The sequence below is a fragment of the Pseudomonas sp. FG1 genome, assembly GCF_034313875.1.
Lineage (GTDB): Bacteria > Pseudomonadota > Gammaproteobacteria > Pseudomonadales > Pseudomonadaceae > Aquipseudomonas > Aquipseudomonas veronii.
Genome location: NZ_JAVIWP010000001.1, coordinates 3,819,974 through 3,834,717 on the forward strand (window position 1 = coordinate 3,819,974; position 14,744 = coordinate 3,834,717).

General features: G+C 62.8%; 12 protein-coding genes and 2 pseudogenes. 8 read left to right on the forward strand and 6 right to left on the reverse strand.

What is annotated here, in order from left to right:
* Positions 1-86: 86 nt before the first annotated feature.
* Positions 87-1,262, forward strand: a complete 1,176-nt coding sequence (locus RGV59_RS17740) for a XylR family transcriptional regulator (protein ID WP_126587217.1) — start codon at positions 87-89, stop codon at positions 1,260-1,262.
* 21 nt (positions 1,263-1,283) lie between these two features.
* On the opposite strand, the pseudogene RGV59_RS31770 reads toward RGV59_RS17740, so the two are convergent.
* From RGV59_RS31770 to RGV59_RS17750, 3 genes and pseudogenes are all read right to left on the reverse strand, one after another.
* A pseudogene (locus RGV59_RS31770) lies at positions 1,284-1,826 on the reverse strand (methyl-accepting chemotaxis protein); the annotation flags it as partial.
* 318 nt (positions 1,827-2,144) lie between these two features.
* Positions 2,145-3,227, reverse strand: a pseudogene (locus RGV59_RS31775) (cache domain-containing protein); the annotation flags it as partial.
* A gap of 132 nt (positions 3,228-3,359) precedes the next feature.
* A complete protein-coding gene (locus tag RGV59_RS17750) occupies positions 3,360-4,250 on the reverse strand; it encodes a bestrophin family protein (RefSeq protein ID WP_126587218.1) in 891 nt (296 codons plus the stop codon).
* 180 nt (positions 4,251-4,430) lie between these two features.
* On the opposite strand from RGV59_RS17750, the gene RGV59_RS17755 reads away from it, so the two are divergent.
* Together RGV59_RS17755 and RGV59_RS17760 are read left to right on the forward strand one after the other, a co-directional pair.
* Positions 4,431-4,694 (forward strand): hypothetical protein, encoded by a 264-nt coding sequence (locus RGV59_RS17755; protein WP_017847895.1) that lies wholly within the window; start codon positions 4,431-4,433, stop codon positions 4,692-4,694.
* Positions 4,691-5,446 (forward strand): Fic/DOC family protein, encoded by a 756-nt coding sequence (locus tag RGV59_RS17760; protein ID WP_126587219.1) that lies wholly within the window; start codon positions 4,691-4,693, stop codon positions 5,444-5,446. Before RGV59_RS17755 ends, RGV59_RS17760 begins: the two co-directional genes overlap by 4 nt.
* A gap of 44 nt (positions 5,447-5,490) precedes the next feature.
* On the opposite strand, the gene RGV59_RS17765 is transcribed toward RGV59_RS17760, so the two are convergent.
* On the reverse strand, positions 5,491-5,790 hold the full coding sequence (locus tag RGV59_RS17765) for an ArsR/SmtB family transcription factor (protein WP_032804674.1): 300 nt from the start codon (positions 5,788-5,790) through the stop codon (positions 5,491-5,493).
* 89 nt (positions 5,791-5,879) lie between these two features.
* Between RGV59_RS17765 and RGV59_RS17770 the strand changes: the two genes are divergently transcribed.
* Complete coding sequence (locus RGV59_RS17770; RefSeq protein WP_017847892.1) at positions 5,880-6,971, forward strand: NADH:flavin oxidoreductase/NADH oxidase; 1,092 nt, start codon at positions 5,880-5,882, stop codon at positions 6,969-6,971.
* A gap of 180 nt (positions 6,972-7,151) precedes the next feature.
* On the opposite strand, the gene RGV59_RS17775 is transcribed toward RGV59_RS17770, so the two are convergent.
* Positions 7,152-7,874, reverse strand: coding sequence for a FadR/GntR family transcriptional regulator (locus tag RGV59_RS17775; RefSeq protein WP_017847891.1), 723 nt, complete (start codon positions 7,872-7,874; stop codon positions 7,152-7,154).
* Between the two features lie 47 nt (positions 7,875-7,921).
* Positions 7,922-9,658 carry an IlvD/Edd family dehydratase gene (locus RGV59_RS17780; RefSeq protein WP_017847890.1) on the reverse strand — a complete coding sequence of 579 codons (1,737 nt, stop codon included), beginning with the start codon at positions 9,656-9,658 and terminating at the stop codon, positions 7,922-7,924.
* A gap of 193 nt (positions 9,659-9,851) precedes the next feature.
* On the opposite strand from RGV59_RS17780, the gene RGV59_RS17785 reads away from it, so the two are divergent.
* From RGV59_RS17785 to RGV59_RS17800, 4 genes are read left to right on the forward strand one after another with little or no spacing between them, the layout of a single operon-like run.
* Positions 9,852-11,174 carry an MFS transporter gene (locus tag RGV59_RS17785; RefSeq protein WP_017847889.1) on the forward strand — a complete coding sequence of 441 codons (1,323 nt, stop codon included), beginning with the start codon at positions 9,852-9,854 and terminating at the stop codon, positions 11,172-11,174.
* Positions 11,175-11,189: 15 nt separating this feature from the next.
* Positions 11,190-12,182: an AraD1 family protein gene (gene araD1, locus RGV59_RS17790; protein WP_126587220.1), complete on the forward strand. Its 993-nt coding sequence runs from the start codon at positions 11,190-11,192 to the stop codon at positions 12,180-12,182.
* 11 nt (positions 12,183-12,193) lie between these two features.
* Entirely contained in the window at positions 12,194-13,774 is a 1,581-nt protein-coding gene (locus RGV59_RS17795) for an aldehyde dehydrogenase (NADP(+)) (protein WP_126587221.1), read from the forward strand.
* A 36-nt stretch (positions 13,775-13,810) separates the two neighbouring features.
* Positions 13,811-14,674 (forward strand): SMP-30/gluconolactonase/LRE family protein, encoded by an 864-nt coding sequence (locus tag RGV59_RS17800; RefSeq protein WP_046383883.1) that lies wholly within the window; start codon positions 13,811-13,813, stop codon positions 14,672-14,674.
* The last annotated feature ends 70 nt before the right edge of the window (positions 14,675-14,744 follow it).

A 14,744-nucleotide genomic window follows, 5' to 3' on the forward strand; every position in this document is an offset into this window, starting at 1 on the left:
CCCGGCGATTATGAAAATCGTCAAGGCGTAGTGCGATTTTGAGTGGCGGGGTCTAACCTGTGGCGACCGGCCTCAGGACAAAAACAATGAAAACCCTACCGCCCGTCCACCGCATCGCCTTGCTGTTCAATGGCAGCAAAATCTATGACCGCGGCATCATCACCGGCATCGGCAATTACCTGAGCAGCACCCGCGCGTCCTGGGATTTGTTCCTGGAGGAAGATTTTTTGTGCCGCCTCAAAGGCATCGAGCGCTGGCAGGGCGACGGCATCATTGCCGACTTCGACGACCCGCTGATCGGCGAGGCACTGGCCGATATCAAGCTGCCGGTGGTGGCGGTGGGCGGTTCCTATGAGGATGCGCGTGCCTACCCCAGGGGCATCCCCTACGTGGCCACCGACAACCATGCGCTGATGAAGCTGGCGTATGAGCATTTGATCGAGGCCGGACTGACCCGGTTTGCCTGTTTCAGCCTGCCGCCAGCCCAGGCCAATCGCTGGGCCCAGGAGCGCGAAAAGGCCTTCAAGCACCTGCTGCAACGCGATGGTTTGCCGGTGGAGGTGTACCGCGGCCTGGGCACCAGCGCGCCGTTGTGGGACAGCGCGGTGGAGCAGCAGATCGCCTGGCTGCAAAGCCTGCCCAAGCCCATCGGCATCATCGCCGTCACCGACGCCCGCGCCCGGCAATTGCTGCAGGCCTGCCTCACTGCCGGTATCGCCGTGCCGGAGGAGGTGGCGTTGATCGGCATCGACAATGACCCGCTGACCCGCACCCTCACGCGGGTGCCGCTGAGTTCGGTGATCCAGGGCACGGAAACCATGGGCCGCACGGCCGCCGCGCTGCTGCATCAGATGCTGCACGGCAAACCCTGCACCGGCACGCAGATCCTGGTGCCACCGGATGCAATCAATGTGCAGGCTTCCAGCTTGCATCAGCCGTTGGGCAATCCGTATGTGATGCAGGCGCTGCTGTTCATCCGCCAGTACGCCTGCCAGGGCATCAAGACCGCCCAGGTCGCGGCGTATGTCGGTGTATCGCGCTCATCCCTGGAATCGCACTTTCGCAAGACACGCGGGTGCAGCGTGCATGACGAGATCCTGCGCTTCAAACTCGCCGCCGCCGCCAAAGGCCTGGAAAACCACGCCCTGGCGATTGCCGATGTGGCGCAGCAGTGTGGCTTCAAGTCGGCGCAGTACCTGCATACGGTGTTTCGCCGTGAGTTTGGCTGTACGCCGCGGGAATACCAGCAAGGCGCGGCCTAGAACCCTGCCTTGCCTCGCCGGTTAGAACTTGAAGCGGCCTACCAGGCCCTTGAGCTGCCCGGAGATATCCGTCAAACGGCCAGAGCCGGTCTGCGCCGAGTGGGCAAAGTCTTCCACCAGTTGGGCATCGGCGTGGATTTGCGCGATGTGCTGGTTGATCTGTTCGGCGACCTGGTGCTGTTCCTCGGCGGCGGTGGCGATCTGGGTGTTCTGGTCGCGGATCGAGTCCACCGAGCCTTGGATCTTGTCGAAGCTGTCGCGGGCCTGCTGGATGCGTTCCACACTGGTTTGCGACACCTGCAGGCTGCCCTGCATCTGCAGGGTGACTTCCTGGGTGCGGCGCGCGAGGTTGCCGAGCAGGCTGTCGATCTCGCCGGTGGAGTCGGCGGTGCGGCGGGCCAGGGCGCGCACTTCGTCGGCGACCACCGCGAAGCCGCGGCCCTGGTCACCGGCGCGCGCGGCTTCAATCGCCGCGTTGAGCGCCAGCAGGTTGGTCTGCTCGGCAATCGAGCGGATCGTGTCGAGGATGGTGTTGATGTTTTTGCTGTCCTGCTCCAACTGCTGCATGGTCTGGGTCGACTTTTGCAGGTCTTCGCTCAGTTTGAGCACGCTGCCGGTGGCTTCGCCGATATGCTGCTGGCCGTCGTGTACATCGCGGTAGCCTGCGTCGGCGCTGGATGCGGCGGCGCTGCAGGAGCGGGCGACTTCGTTGGCGGTGGCCACCATTTCGTTGAATGCGGTACTCACCAGCTCCACGGCTTCACGTTGGCGACCGGCGGCCTGGTTCAGGTTGTTGGCCACTTCGCGGGTGTCGGCGGCGGCGCTTTGCAGGTCGGAGGATGCGCTGCCGATGCGCTGTACCAACTGGGCGATCATGCCCAGGAACTGGTTGAACCAGCCGGCCAGGCTGGCGGTTTCGTCCTTGCCTTGCACCTTGAGTTGGCGGGTGAGGTCGCCTTCACCTTCGGCGATTTCTTGCAGGCCGTCGGCGACCCCGCGAATCGGGCGCACGATCATGCTGGCGAAGCTCGCGCCGACAATCGCGAAGACCACGGCGAGTACCGCTGCGATGGCTGCGATCAGCCAGGTCAGGCGGGTGGCGTCGGCCATGACTTCGTCGCGCTTGATCAAGCCGATAAAGCGCCAGCCCAGGTCTTTGGAGCTGACCACGTTGGCCATGTAGGCCACACCATCAATATCCACTCGGGTCACGCCGTCGCCGCGCTTGGCCAGTTCGGCGTAGTTGGCGCCGAGTTCGGCCATCGGCTTGAAGTTGTGCTTGGCGTCGCTGGGGTCCACCAGCACGTTGCCGTTGGCTTCCACCAGCATCAGGTAGCCGCTGTCGCCCAGCTTGATGTTGCGCACCAGTTCGGTGAGCTGCTTGAGCGAGACGTCCAGGCCGACCACGCCGAGCAGGGTGCCGCTGGCGTCGACCACAGTGTGGACCGTGCCGATCAGCACCACATCGTCCGGCGCCCAGTAATAGGCCCCGGTCCGCACGGTGGTGCCCGGAGCGGCCACGGCGGCTTTGTACCAGGGGCGTACACGCGGGTCGTAGTTGTTCAGTTTGGTGTCGTCAGGCCAGCTCGCATAACCGCCGTCGCTCAGGCCCAGGGACAGGTAGGCGGTGCTTGGATGGCTTTTGGCGAACTGCTCGAATATCGCCAGCAGCTCTTTATTCGTCGGCGTCAGCGGGATTTGTGCGGCGTCGGCACCGGCGTAGTTCTTCAGCTCCTTGGCCGCGACAACGCGAGGGTCTTTGGCCACGTACTCGACGTTCTGGCTGATGCCGTCGAAGAACTGCTTCATGCCGTTATCGATCTGACGGATCTCGCGGCCGCTGCTGTCGAGGAAATTGGCCACAGCCGCCTCGCGCAGGTTCAGCACCACCAGCACCGCCACCAGGATAACCGGCACGCACGCGATGGCCGCAAACGCCCAGGTCAGCTTTTGCTTGATATTCATGACTTCTCCCGCGGGTATTTATAGTTTTGGCAAGGGGAAAACAGTAGCGTCGCATGTATTGTTATGAGGGGTGCGCCCATGCGTACCCCTTATATCGACCGTCGGGGCACGCACTTGAGGCCGTGGAGGCGTTCAGCCGATACGGTTGCCGCCCAGCGCATCGCGCTGCATCGACTGCAGGTTGTTCTCGATGGTTTCGCAGATGGTTTCCATCTGGATCTGATGTTCGCTGGAGTGAAACGGGCTTTGCAGGTCGGTGCCGATGCGCTCGATGGCCAGCAGCATGAAGCCCACCACCGTGGAGGCCAGCGGGGTGAACCAGCCCAGGGATTCGACCAGGCCCACCGGCACGATCAGGCAGAACAACGAAATGAACAGGCGCGGGAAGTACACGTAAGGGTAGGGCAGCGGGGTATTGGCGATGCGTTCCATGCCGCCCTGGGCGTTGGACAAATCCACCAGCGTCGACTCCAGCCGCGCCAGGCGGATGCTGTCCAGGTGCCCGGCCTTGTATTCCCTGGCCAACAGCGCCGCCGAGCCGGTGAGGATGTCATTGGCGAAATTGTTGGTGGCGCCGTTGCGCGCAAATTCCTCGGCCGGAATAAATGCCCGCACCTCGTCCGGGCACGGCCGGCCCTTGAGATGGGCGGCCAGGCAGTTCACATAGGCCACATGGCGGCGCAACAGGGTGGCCTTTACCGGGTTCACGTCGTTGCCGAGGTCATCCAATAGCGTCAGCACCTGCCGCGCGAAACTGCGCGAATTGTTGACCATCGCGCCCCATAAGGTGCGCGCTTCCCACCAGCGGTTGTAGGCGCTGCTGTTACGAAAACTGATCAGCACCACCAGCGCTGAACCGAGTAAGGTCAGCGGCATCAGCGGCAGGTTGATCTTGGTGGTGAGAAACAGCATGAAGTCCACGGTGACGGCGACGTCCCACAGCAACAGCCAGAACAGGGCCCAACCGACATAGCCCATGGTTTTGATGATCAGGCGGTATTTTTTGACGATGGCGGCTTCCAAACGGAGACCTCGCGGCGAGCGGTAAGCAACAGTGCCTAAGCTCGGACGTTGGTTTGCCGTGAAAGGTTCGGTGAAGGAGGGCGGTACACCGGATCAAATCAATGATTGCGCCCGTCGAGCTGGGTAGAGAGCAAGGACCACCACCATGCTATGCTCGAAAAGCTAACAGAGGGATTCCAAATGACGAGTACAACCGATGTCAGTATTGCCAGCAAAGTGCGCAGGCTGGCTAAAGCGCATCATGTCACCGCTGAACGTGACAGCATCAGCCGAATGGCGGTTGCCATCACCGGACTGGCTGGTGATGCGGTCGAATTGGATGGCGTGGAACAGTTATTGGTCAACCTTAAGCGCAAGGGTATTTTGAGCAAGTCGGAAACCCTTGCACTTCAAGGCAGTTATCTTCAGGAGAAGCGCCGCGCCAAGAAGAAACTCAGCGCATGAGTTTTGATCCTTTCGGAGATTTTGATACCGCTGGATATCTTCAAAACGCGTTACAGCTTAAAGATCCTATGGAGGTCAAGGAGTCCGAGCATCTGTCCTTTGAGTTGAGCATGGAAGATGCACTGGGTTATTTTGCCAAGAAAAAACCGATTGATTACAAGTCGGTCCTCAAAGTACACGAAATCTTGTTTTCTGATTTCTATCACTGGGCGGGTAAAGATCGAAATGATCTGGTGCCGCATCTTGCCGTATTCAAGGGTTCCCACGACGATCCTTGGCATACTGTCTTTGAACATCCTGGCTCGATCAAGCGCTCCATTGACTATGCGCTTGAACTGGCGTCGAACAAGAAGCGCTTCAGAGAGCGTCCTGGCAATGTGATGGGGCAACTAGCATTTGCGCACCCTTTTCTTGATGGTAATGGGCGCACGATTCTGCTTGTTTTCATGGAGCTTTGTTATCGCGCCAAGTTCGCTATTGAGTGGTCGAAAACGAACAAGGACGATTATCTTCGGGCACTTAGCGAAGAGCTCAGGGCACCGTTCAAGGGGCATCTGAATAATTACTTGAAACCCTTTGTCGTCGATATCGCCCACCGTGATGAATGGCCGGGCATGATAGGTGGCATCAAGGGATTGGATGGCCTGGATAAAGAAGGGATAACTTACGAAAATCTGGACGATCCTGAGGTTCAACAGATCTACAAAACCTATCGAGCACAACTGATCGATACACCCCCGTCCGCAAAATAGAGCAGTGACGTAATACGCTCGGATCGCTGTCCTGATCCTATCGTTTACCGCTGAGCCAAAACACTCGCCAGCAACCCGGGAAAACGCGCCTCAAGCACATCCGCGCGCAACGAATTCAGATGCGTGGTGCCGACGCTGCGGGTGTGGACCAGCCCGGCATCGCGCAGCACGCGGAAGTGGTGAGACATGCTGGATTTCGGCCGTCCGCCGTCCAGTTCGCCGCAGGTGGCCTCGGGCACGTCGGCCAGGTAGCGGATGATTTCCAGGCGCACCGGGTCGCTCAAGGCGTAGAGCACGCGTTCGAGTGTCAGGTCTTGCAGGGCGGGGTGTTTGAAGGCTCGCATAAAACAAATGATAACAGGGCTGGTGTTGAATACCATAGTTCGAATACCATCGAACTATCGAATCAATCACTCGCTCCTGGAGGTGCCTGATGGCTGCCTTGTTTGAACCCTACAAACTCAAAGACGTGACCTTGCGCAACCGCATCGCGATCCCGCCGATGTGCCAGTACATGGCCAACGACGGCATCGTCAACGACTGGCACCACGTTCACCTGGCCAGCATGGCCCGTGGCGGCGCCGGTTTGCTGGTGGTCGAAGCCACCGCGGTGTCCCCTGAAGGCCGTATCACTCCTGGTTGTGCGGGTATCTGGAGCGATGCCCACGCTCAGGCGTTCGTGCCGATGGTCAAGGCCATCAAGGCTGCTGGCGCGGTGCCAGGCATTCAGATCGCCCACGCCGGTCGCAAGGCCAGTGCCAACCGCCCATGGGAAGGCGACGACCATATCCCCGCTTCCGATGCGCGCAGCTGGGAAACCATTGCGCCTTCGGCCATTGCGTTCGGCGCCAACCTGCCTAACGTGCCGCGCGCCATGACCCTGGACGACATCGCCCGCGTGCGCCAGGACTTCGTCGACGCTGCCCGCCGTGCCCGCGACGCCGGTTTTGAATGGATCGAACTGCACTTCGCCCACGGCTACCTGGGCCAGAGTTTTTTCTCCGAACATTCCAACCAGCGCACCGACGCCTACGGCGGCAGCTTCGACAATCGCAGCCGTTTCCTCCTGGAAACCCTGGCCGCCGTGCGCGAAGTCTGGCCGGAAAACCTGCCGTTGACCGCGCGTTTCGGCGTGATCGAATACGACGGCCGTGACGAGCAGACGCTGACCGAATCCATCGAACTGGCCCGTCGCTTCAAGGCCGGTGGCCTCGACCTGCTGAGCGTCAGCGTCGGCTTCACCATTGCTGACACCCAGATCCCGTGGGGCCCGGCGTTCCTGGGGCCGATCGCTGAGCGCGTGCGTCGCGAAGCCGGTATCCCGGTCACTTCGGCCTGGGGGTTTGGCACGCCGCAATTGGCGGAAGGTGCGTTGCAGGCTGGGCAGGTGGATTTGGTCTCGGTGGGGCGCGCGCATCTGGCTGATCCGCATTGGGCGTACTTTGCCGCCAAGGAACTGGGGGTAGAGAAAGCCTCTTGGACCTTGCCAGCGCCGTATGCCTATTGGTTGGAACGTTATCGCTGAGGCGGCCGCTCAGCCCGACCTGTGGGAGATGTCACACCGATGCCGGCAGGCCCGCCGCCATCGAAGCCTCGCTGGGGCTCGACATCTCCCACATTTGATCTCCAGGGCTGACAGAAAGTGTTCTTGCGCCCCGCCTTGCGGGTGCCGTCGAGCTTCACGGTTGTCGAGCGAGGGTGGGGCTTATAACGGCGTCAGCACATTCATCACCGTATCCAGCGCCACCCGCGTGTCGTCCAGTTGCACCAGCGAGGCATGCCGGGCGCCGAGGGCATCGCGGTTCTGGATCGCGGTGAGGATCGCCTTGTGCCGGGGCAGGCTCAGGCCCTGGATATCCGGGCGGCGGTTGGTGATGTTGATCGACTCGCGCAGCGGCAGCGACAGCATGTTGCACATATACGCCAGCAGGTCGTTGCGCGTGGCGTCGGCAATCGCACGGTGGAAGTCCAGGTCGGCCTGTAGCAGCGCGTCGTGGGTCTGCGCGGTTTCCATGCCGAGGTAGGCTTTTTCGATGGTGGCGATGTCTTCAGCGGTCGCGGTGGTCGCGGCCATGGCGGCGATTTCCGGTTCGAGGATGCGCCGCACGCCGGCCAGGGTGTTGAAGAACTCGCTATGGGGGGTGGACTGCATCAACCAGGACAGTACGTCCGGGTCGAGCAGGTGCCACTTCACCCGCGGCCGCACCACCGCGCCTACCCGTGGCTTGGAATACACCAGGCCCTTGGCGCTGAGCACTCGGGTCGCCTCGCGCAATACCGAGCGGCTGACCTTGTATTCCTCACACAGCGTGGCCTCCATGGGCAGTCGTTCTTCTGGTTTGAAGCGACCGGAAACGATGTGCATGCCCAAGTCCTGGACGATCTGGGCATGCATGCTCTTGCGCGGCTTGGACGGCTGGTGATCCATAACGACAGGGATGCTCTGGCTAAATAGGCGGCATCATAGCATCCCAATTAGTGGGAATGACGTGGGACTTCGGCCCCGCGGCAACCCACCAGGAAATCGAAGTCGCAGCCCTGGTCCGCCTGCAGCACATGGTCGATGTACAGCTGGCGGTAGCCGCCGACGATCAGCTTCTGCGGTGGTTTCAGGTCCGCCATGCGCGCCGCCAGTTCGGCGTCGGGGATGTCCAGGTGCAAGCGCCCATTGGCGCAGTCGAGTTCGATCCAGTCGCCTTCGCGCACCGCAGCCAACGGCCCGCCGGCAGCGGCTTCCGGTGCGACGTGCAAGACCACCGTGCCATACGCCGTGCCGCTCATGCGCGCATCGGAAATCCGCACCATGTCGGTCACGCCCTGGGCCAGCAGCTTGGCGGGCAGGCCCATGTTGCCGACTTCGGCCATGCCCGGATAACCCTTGGGTCCACAGTTTTTCATGACCAGGATCGAGTGGGCGTCCACCTCCAGTTCCGGATCGTTGATGCGCGCCTTGTACATGTCGAAATCCTCGAATACCACGGCCCTGCCACGGTGCTGCATCAGCTCCGCGCTGGCGGCCGACGGCTTGAGCACCGCGCCCAGCGGGGCCAGGTTGCCGCGCAGCACACAGATGCCGCCGTCGGCGCGAATCGGGTTGTCGAGGGTGCGGATCACTTCGTCCTGGCCGTAGATCGGCGAGTCCTTGGTGTTCTCGCCCAGCGACTTGCCGTTGACGGTCAAGGCGTTCGGGTGCGGGATCAGGTTGGCTTCACCGAGCCGGCGCAGCACTGCCGGCAGGCCACCGGCGTAGTAGAACTCTTCCATCAAGAAACGCCCGGACGGTTGCAGGTCGACGATGGTCGGCATGCCGCGCCCGATGCGCGTCCAGTCGTCCAGGTCCAGCTCCACGCCGATGCGCCCGGCGATGGCTTTGAGGTGGATCACCGCATTGGTCGAGCCGCCGATGGCCGCGTTCACGCGGATCGCGTTTTCGAAGGCTTCCTTGGTGAGGATCTTCGACAGCTTCAAGTCTTCGCGCACCATCTCCACCGCACGCATGCCGGACATATGCGCCAGCACATAACGCCGTGCATCCACTGCCGGGATCGCCGCGTTGTGGGGCAGGGAGGTGCCGAGTGCCTCGGCCATGCAGGCCATGGTCGACGCGGTGCCCATGGTGTTGCAGGTGCCCGCCGAACGCGACATGCCGCCCTCGGCCGCGAGGAAGTCATCCAGGCTGATGGTGCCGGCCTTGACCTGTTCGCTGAGCTGCCACACCACCGTGCCCGAGCCGATGTCCTGGCCCTTGTGTTTGCCGTTGAGCATCGGCCCGCCGGTGACCACGATGGCCGGCACGTCGCAACTGGCGGCGCCCATCAGCAGCGCCGGGGTGGTTTTGTCGCAGCCGGTCAGCAATACCACGCCGTCGATGGGGTTGCCGCGAATCGCTTCTTCCACGTCCATGCTCGCCAGGTTGCGCGTGAGCATGGCGGTAGGGCGCAGGTTCGATTCGCCATTGGAGAACACCGGGAATTCCACGGGGAAGCCGCCGGCCTCGATCACGCCGCGTTTGACGTGCTCGGCGATCTGGCGGAAATGCGCGTTGCACGGCGTCAATTCCGACCAGGTGTTGCAGATACCGATGATCGGTTTGCCATGGAACTGATGGTCGGCGATGCCCTGGTTCTTCATCCAGCTGCGGTACATGAAGCCGTTCTTGTCGGCGGTACCGAACCACTGGGCGGAGCGTAGGCCGGGCTTTTTATCAGGCATGATGGTTTCTCTTATTGTATGACTATATGTTCTATGCGTGCTTAAACATAAGCGCAAAATCGAAGCTTTGGAAGAGTTGTTTTGCAAATAGTCATACTATATAGTCTGGCTTAACTGAGGTATGGCCCTGGCGGATTTTCGCGAGAGGCGTCCCCCGAGCTTCTATAAAAACAACAATCGGAGATCGACCCCCATGAGCCAGGAACTGCGGCTTATACGGCGCATCACGCTGAAACTGATTCCCTTCCTCATCCTGCTGTACCTGATCGCCTACGTGGACCGCTCCGCCGTGGGTTTCGCCAAGCTGCACATGGGCGCCGACGTCGGCATCGGTGATGCGGCCTACGGTTTGGGCGCGGGTCTGTTCTTCATTGGCTATTTCCTGTTCGAGATCCCCAGCAACCTGATGCTCGATCGCTTCGGCGCGCGGCGCTGGTTCGCGCGCATCATGCTCACCTGGGGCGCCATCACCATCGGCATGGCGTTCGTGCAGGGGCCACACAGCTTCTATGTGATGCGCTTTCTGCTCGGCGCGGCGGAGGCGGGGTTCTTTCCCGGCGTTCTGTACTACATCACCCAGTGGTTCCCGGTGCGCCATCGCGGCAAGATCCTCGGGCTGTTCATCCTCTCCCAGCCGATCGCGATGATGATCACCGGCCCCGTGTCCGGCGGCCTGCTGGGCATGGACGGCGTCCTCGGCCTGCACGGCTGGCAATGGCTGTTCATCGTCATCGGCACCCCGGCGCTCCTGCTCACCTGGCCGGTGCTGCGCTACCTGCCGGACGGCCCCAAGCAGGTCAACTGGATGAGCGAGGACGAAAAAACCTGGCTCACCGGCGAACTGGCCAAGGACCTGCAAGCCTACGGCCAGACCCGCCACGGCAATCCACTGCACGCCCTCAAGGACAAGCGCGTGTTGCTGCTGGCGCTGTTCTACCTGCCGGTGACCCTGAGCATCTACGGCCTGGGCCTGTGGTTGCCGACCCTGATCAAGCAGTTCGGCGGCACGGACCTGGTTACCGGCTTTGTGTCGGCGGTGCCGTATATCTTCGGCATCGTCGGGCTGTTGATCATCCCGCGCAGTTCCGACCGTTTGAACGACCGCTATGGCCACCTGGCGGTGCTCTATGTACTGGGTGCCATCGGCCTGTTCTGCAGTGCCTGGCTGAGTGTGCCGGTGCTGCAAATGGCCGCGCTGTGCCTGGCGGCGTTCGCACTGTTTTCCTGCACGGCGGTGTTCTGGACCCTGCCGGGGCGGTTTTTCGCCGGTGCCAGTGCGGCAGCGGGCATTGCGTTGATCAACTCGGTGGGCAACCTCGGCGGCTACATCGGCCCGTTCGTGATCGGCGCGCTCAAGGAATACACCGGCAACCTGGCTTCGGGCTTGTACTTTTTGTCCCTGGTGATGGTGTTCGGGCTGGTCTTGACCGGCGTGGTCTACCGCGTGCTGGAGCGCAAGCATGTGCTGCCTGCCGAGCAATTTGCCGCCAGTGCCCGTGGCGCCACACGTACTTAATCGAGGAGAAGTTTCATGCGTTTAGTTCAGTTCGAGGTGTCCAACGGCGAGCGCCGGGTCGGTGTGGTGGAGGGCAGCCAGGTGCGCGAAGTGCTCAGCGCCCACAGTGTGCGCGAGTTGGCGCTGGCCGCGATCGAAGCCGGCGTGGGCCTGGTGCAGCAGGTGCATAGCCTCGGCCTGGGTGACAGTCATCATTACGCCGAGCTGCTGGCCGCCCTGAAGATCCTGCCACCGCTGGACCACCCGGACCCGGCCCATATGCTGATCAGCGGCACCGGCCTGACCCACCTGGGCAGCGCGTCGGCGCGGGACAAGATGCACCAGCAGGCCGGTGACGACAGCGCGTTGACCGACACCATGCGTATCTTCAAGTGGGGCGTGGAAGGCGGCAAACCAGCGGCCGGCCAGGCGGGCGTGCAGCCGGAGTGGTTCTACAAGGGCGACGGCGGTATCGTGGTGCGCCCCGGCGCGGCGTTCCCGGTGCCGCCCTTTGCCGAAGACGCCGGCGAAGAGCCGGAGATCGGCGGGCTGTATGTGATCGGCCACGACCGCAAGCCCTATCGCCTGGGTTTCGCGGTGGGCAACGAGTTCTCCGACCACGTGATGGAACGCAAGAACTACCTGTACCTGGCCCATTCCAAACTGCGCAGTTGCAGCTACGGCCCGGAGTTGCGCGTGGGCGAGTTGCCCCGGCATCTTGCGGGCACCAGCCGCATCCTGCGTAACGGCGAGGCGATCTGGCAGAACGAGTTCCTCAGTGGCGAGGCCAATATGTGCCACAGTCTGGAAAACCTTGAGTACCACCACTTCAAGTACAGCCAGTTCCTCAAACCCGGCGATGTACACATTCATTTCTTCGGCACCGCCACCCTGTCATTCGCCGACGGTATACGTACTCAACCGGGCGATGTGTTCGAGATCAGCCAGGCCGAGTTCGGTGCTCCGCTGGTCAATCGTGTCGGCAGTGCCGACGCCGTCTTCGAACCCGGCGACGTCATCACCCTTTAAAGGAGAGCCACATGCCCCAGTTCCTTGGTCACAACTACATCGGCGGCCAGCGCAGCGCCAACGGCAGCGTCAAGCTCCAGAGCATGGATGCTGCGACCGGCGAAGCCTTGCCCCAGGATTTTTACCAGGCGACCCCGCAAGAAGTCGACGCCGCCGCCCAGGCTGCCGCGGCGGCTTACCCGGCCTACCGCGTCTTGAGTGCCGCGCGGCGTGCGCAGTTCCTCGACGCGATCGCCGACGAGCTGGATGCCCTGAGCGATAACTTCATCGACCTGGTGTGCCGCGAAACCGCGCTGCCCGCCGCGCGAATCAAGGGCGAACGCGGGCGCACCAGTGGGCAGATGCGTCTGTTCGCCAACGTCTTGCGTCGCGGCGATTTCTACGGTGCGCGCATCGACAAGGCCCTGCCGGACCGCCAGCCCCTGCCACGCCCGGACCTGCGTCAGTACCGCATCGGCCTGGGCCCGGTCGCCGTGTTTGGCGCGAGCAACTTCCCCCTGGCGTTTTCCACGGCGGGCGGGGATACCGCCGCTGCGCTGGCGGCCGGCTGCCCGGTGGTGTTCAAGGCCCACAGTGGGCATATGGTCACGGCCGAGCGTGTCGCCGATGCGATCATTCGCGCGGCCGAGACCACCGAGATGCCGGCGGGCGTGTTCAACATGATCTTTGGTGGCGGTGTCGGTGAAGCGCTGGTCAAGCACCCGGCGATCCAGGCGGTCGGCTTTACCGGTTCGCTCAAGGGCGGGCGCGCCCTGTGCGACATGGCGGCGGCGCGTCCGCAGCCGATCCCGGTATTCGCCGAGATGTCGAGCATCAACCCGGTCATCGTGTTGCCCCAGGCCCTGCAGGCGCGGGCCGAAACCGTGGCACGCGAGCTGACTGCCTCGGTGGTGCAAGGCTGCGGCCAGTTCTGTACCAACCCCGGTCTGGTGATCGGCCTCGCGTCGCCGGCCTTCAGTGCGTTCACCCAACAGGTCGCGCAACTGATCGGCGATCAGCCGGCGCAGACCATGCTCAATGCCGGCACCTTGAGCAGCTATGACAAGGGCCTGCAAAAACTGCTGGCGCACCCCGGCATCCAACACCTGGCCGGTCAGGCTCAAGCCGGGCATCAGGCGCGGCCGCAGTTGTTCAAGGCCGATGTCAGCCTGCTGATCGACGGCGATGAAGTGCTGCAAGAGGAAGTGTTCGGCCCCACCACGGTGTTCGTCGAAGTCGCCGACCAGGCCCAGCTCAGCGCCGCCTTGCATGGCCTGCACGGCCAGCTCACGGCGACGATCATCGGCGAGCCGGCCGACCTGCAACAATTCGCCGAACTCACGCCGCTGCTGGAGCAGAAAGTCGGGCGTATCCTGCTCAACGGTTACCCGACCGGCGTGGAAGTCTGCGATGCGATGGTGCATGGCGGGCCGTACCCGGCGACGTCGGATGCGCGTGGCACCTCGGTCGGCAGCCTGGCCATCGACCGCTTCCTGCGCCCGGTGTGTTTCCAGAACTACCCGGACAGCCTGCTGCCCGACGCGTTGAAAAACGCCAACCCGTTGCGTATCCAGCGCCTGGTGGATGGCACTCCGTCACGCGACTCGCTGTAACGCGCACCTGAGAACAATAACAATCCAGGAGGCAACATGTCGTTTCACGCCGTCAGCGCACACCGTGCGCAACTGGGGGAGGGCCCGTTCTGGGACGTGCCCACCCAGGCCCTGTATTGGGTCGACATCGCTGGCAAACAGGCGCTGCGCCTGCTGGACGGGCAGTTGCAGGCCTGGCGGTTGCCGGAGCATGTGTCCGCGTTTATCCCGTGTGAACGCGGCGATGCGCTGGTGACCTTGAGCAGCGGCGTCTACCGACTGGACCTGGCGAGCGCCGCCTTGAGCCTGTTCTGCGTGGCCGACCCGCACGCGGGCAACCGTGGCAATGAAGCGCGCTGCGACGCCCAGGGCCGCCTGTGGCTGGGCACCATGCAGAACAACATCGGCGAGCACGGCGAAGACCTGCCCGTTACACGACGTTCCGGCGGGCTGTTTCGTGTGGATGCCGATGCGCGGGTCACGCCGTTGCTGCACGGCCTGGGCATTCCCAACACCTTGCTGTGGAGCGACGACGGCCGCCAGGTGCATTTCGGCGACAGCCTCGACGGCACGCTGTATCGGCATGCGATCCAAGCGAACGGCCAACTCGACCCCGCCCAGCCCTGGTTCGGCCCGCATGGGCGCGGCGGGCCGGACGGGTCGGCGATGGACAGTCAGGGCTACATCTGGAACGCGCGCTGGAACGGCAGTTGCCTGCTGCGCCTGACGCCGGACGGTGAAGTCGATCGCATCGTCGAACTGCCCGTCAGCCGCCCCACCAGTTGCGTGTTCGGCGGGCCCGACCTCACCACCCTGTACATCACCAGCGCCGCCAGCCCCTTGGATCACCCCTTGGACGGTGCGGTGTTGGCCATGGAGGTCGATGTGCCCGGCAAACCGTGTCACCGCTTTGCCGGCTAAACGCTATACCGCTTCACCGCTTTACCCCTGTAGGAGCGAGCTTGCTCGCGAAAAACGTTAACGATGACGC

Coding starts and splice junctions, on each gene's coding strand:
- RGV59_RS17740 (WP_126587217.1), top strand. CDS start 87: ATGAAAACCCTACCGCCCGTCCACCGCATCGCCTTGCTGTTCAATGGC.
- RGV59_RS17795 (WP_126587221.1), top strand. CDS start 12,194: ATGCCCCAGTTCCTTGGTCACAACTACATCGGCGGCCAGCGCAGCGCC.
- araD1 (WP_126587220.1), top strand. CDS start 11,190: ATGCGTTTAGTTCAGTTCGAGGTGTCCAACGGCGAGCGCCGGGTCGGT.
- RGV59_RS17760 (WP_126587219.1), top strand. CDS start 4,691: ATGAGTTTTGATCCTTTCGGAGATTTTGATACCGCTGGATATCTTCAA.
- RGV59_RS17765 (WP_032804674.1), bottom strand. CDS start 5,790: ATGCGAGCCTTCAAACACCCCGCCCTGCAAGACCTGACACTCGAACGC.
- RGV59_RS17770 (WP_017847892.1), top strand. CDS start 5,880: ATGGCTGCCTTGTTTGAACCCTACAAACTCAAAGACGTGACCTTGCGC.
- RGV59_RS17780 (WP_017847890.1), bottom strand. CDS start 9,658: ATGCCTGATAAAAAGCCCGGCCTACGCTCCGCCCAGTGGTTCGGTACC.
- RGV59_RS17785 (WP_017847889.1), top strand. CDS start 9,852: ATGAGCCAGGAACTGCGGCTTATACGGCGCATCACGCTGAAACTGATT.
- RGV59_RS17755 (WP_017847895.1), top strand. CDS start 4,431: ATGACGAGTACAACCGATGTCAGTATTGCCAGCAAAGTGCGCAGGCTG.
- RGV59_RS17775 (WP_017847891.1), bottom strand. CDS start 7,874: ATGGATCACCAGCCGTCCAAGCCGCGCAAGAGCATGCATGCCCAGATC.
- RGV59_RS17800 (WP_046383883.1), top strand. CDS start 13,811: ATGTCGTTTCACGCCGTCAGCGCACACCGTGCGCAACTGGGGGAGGGC.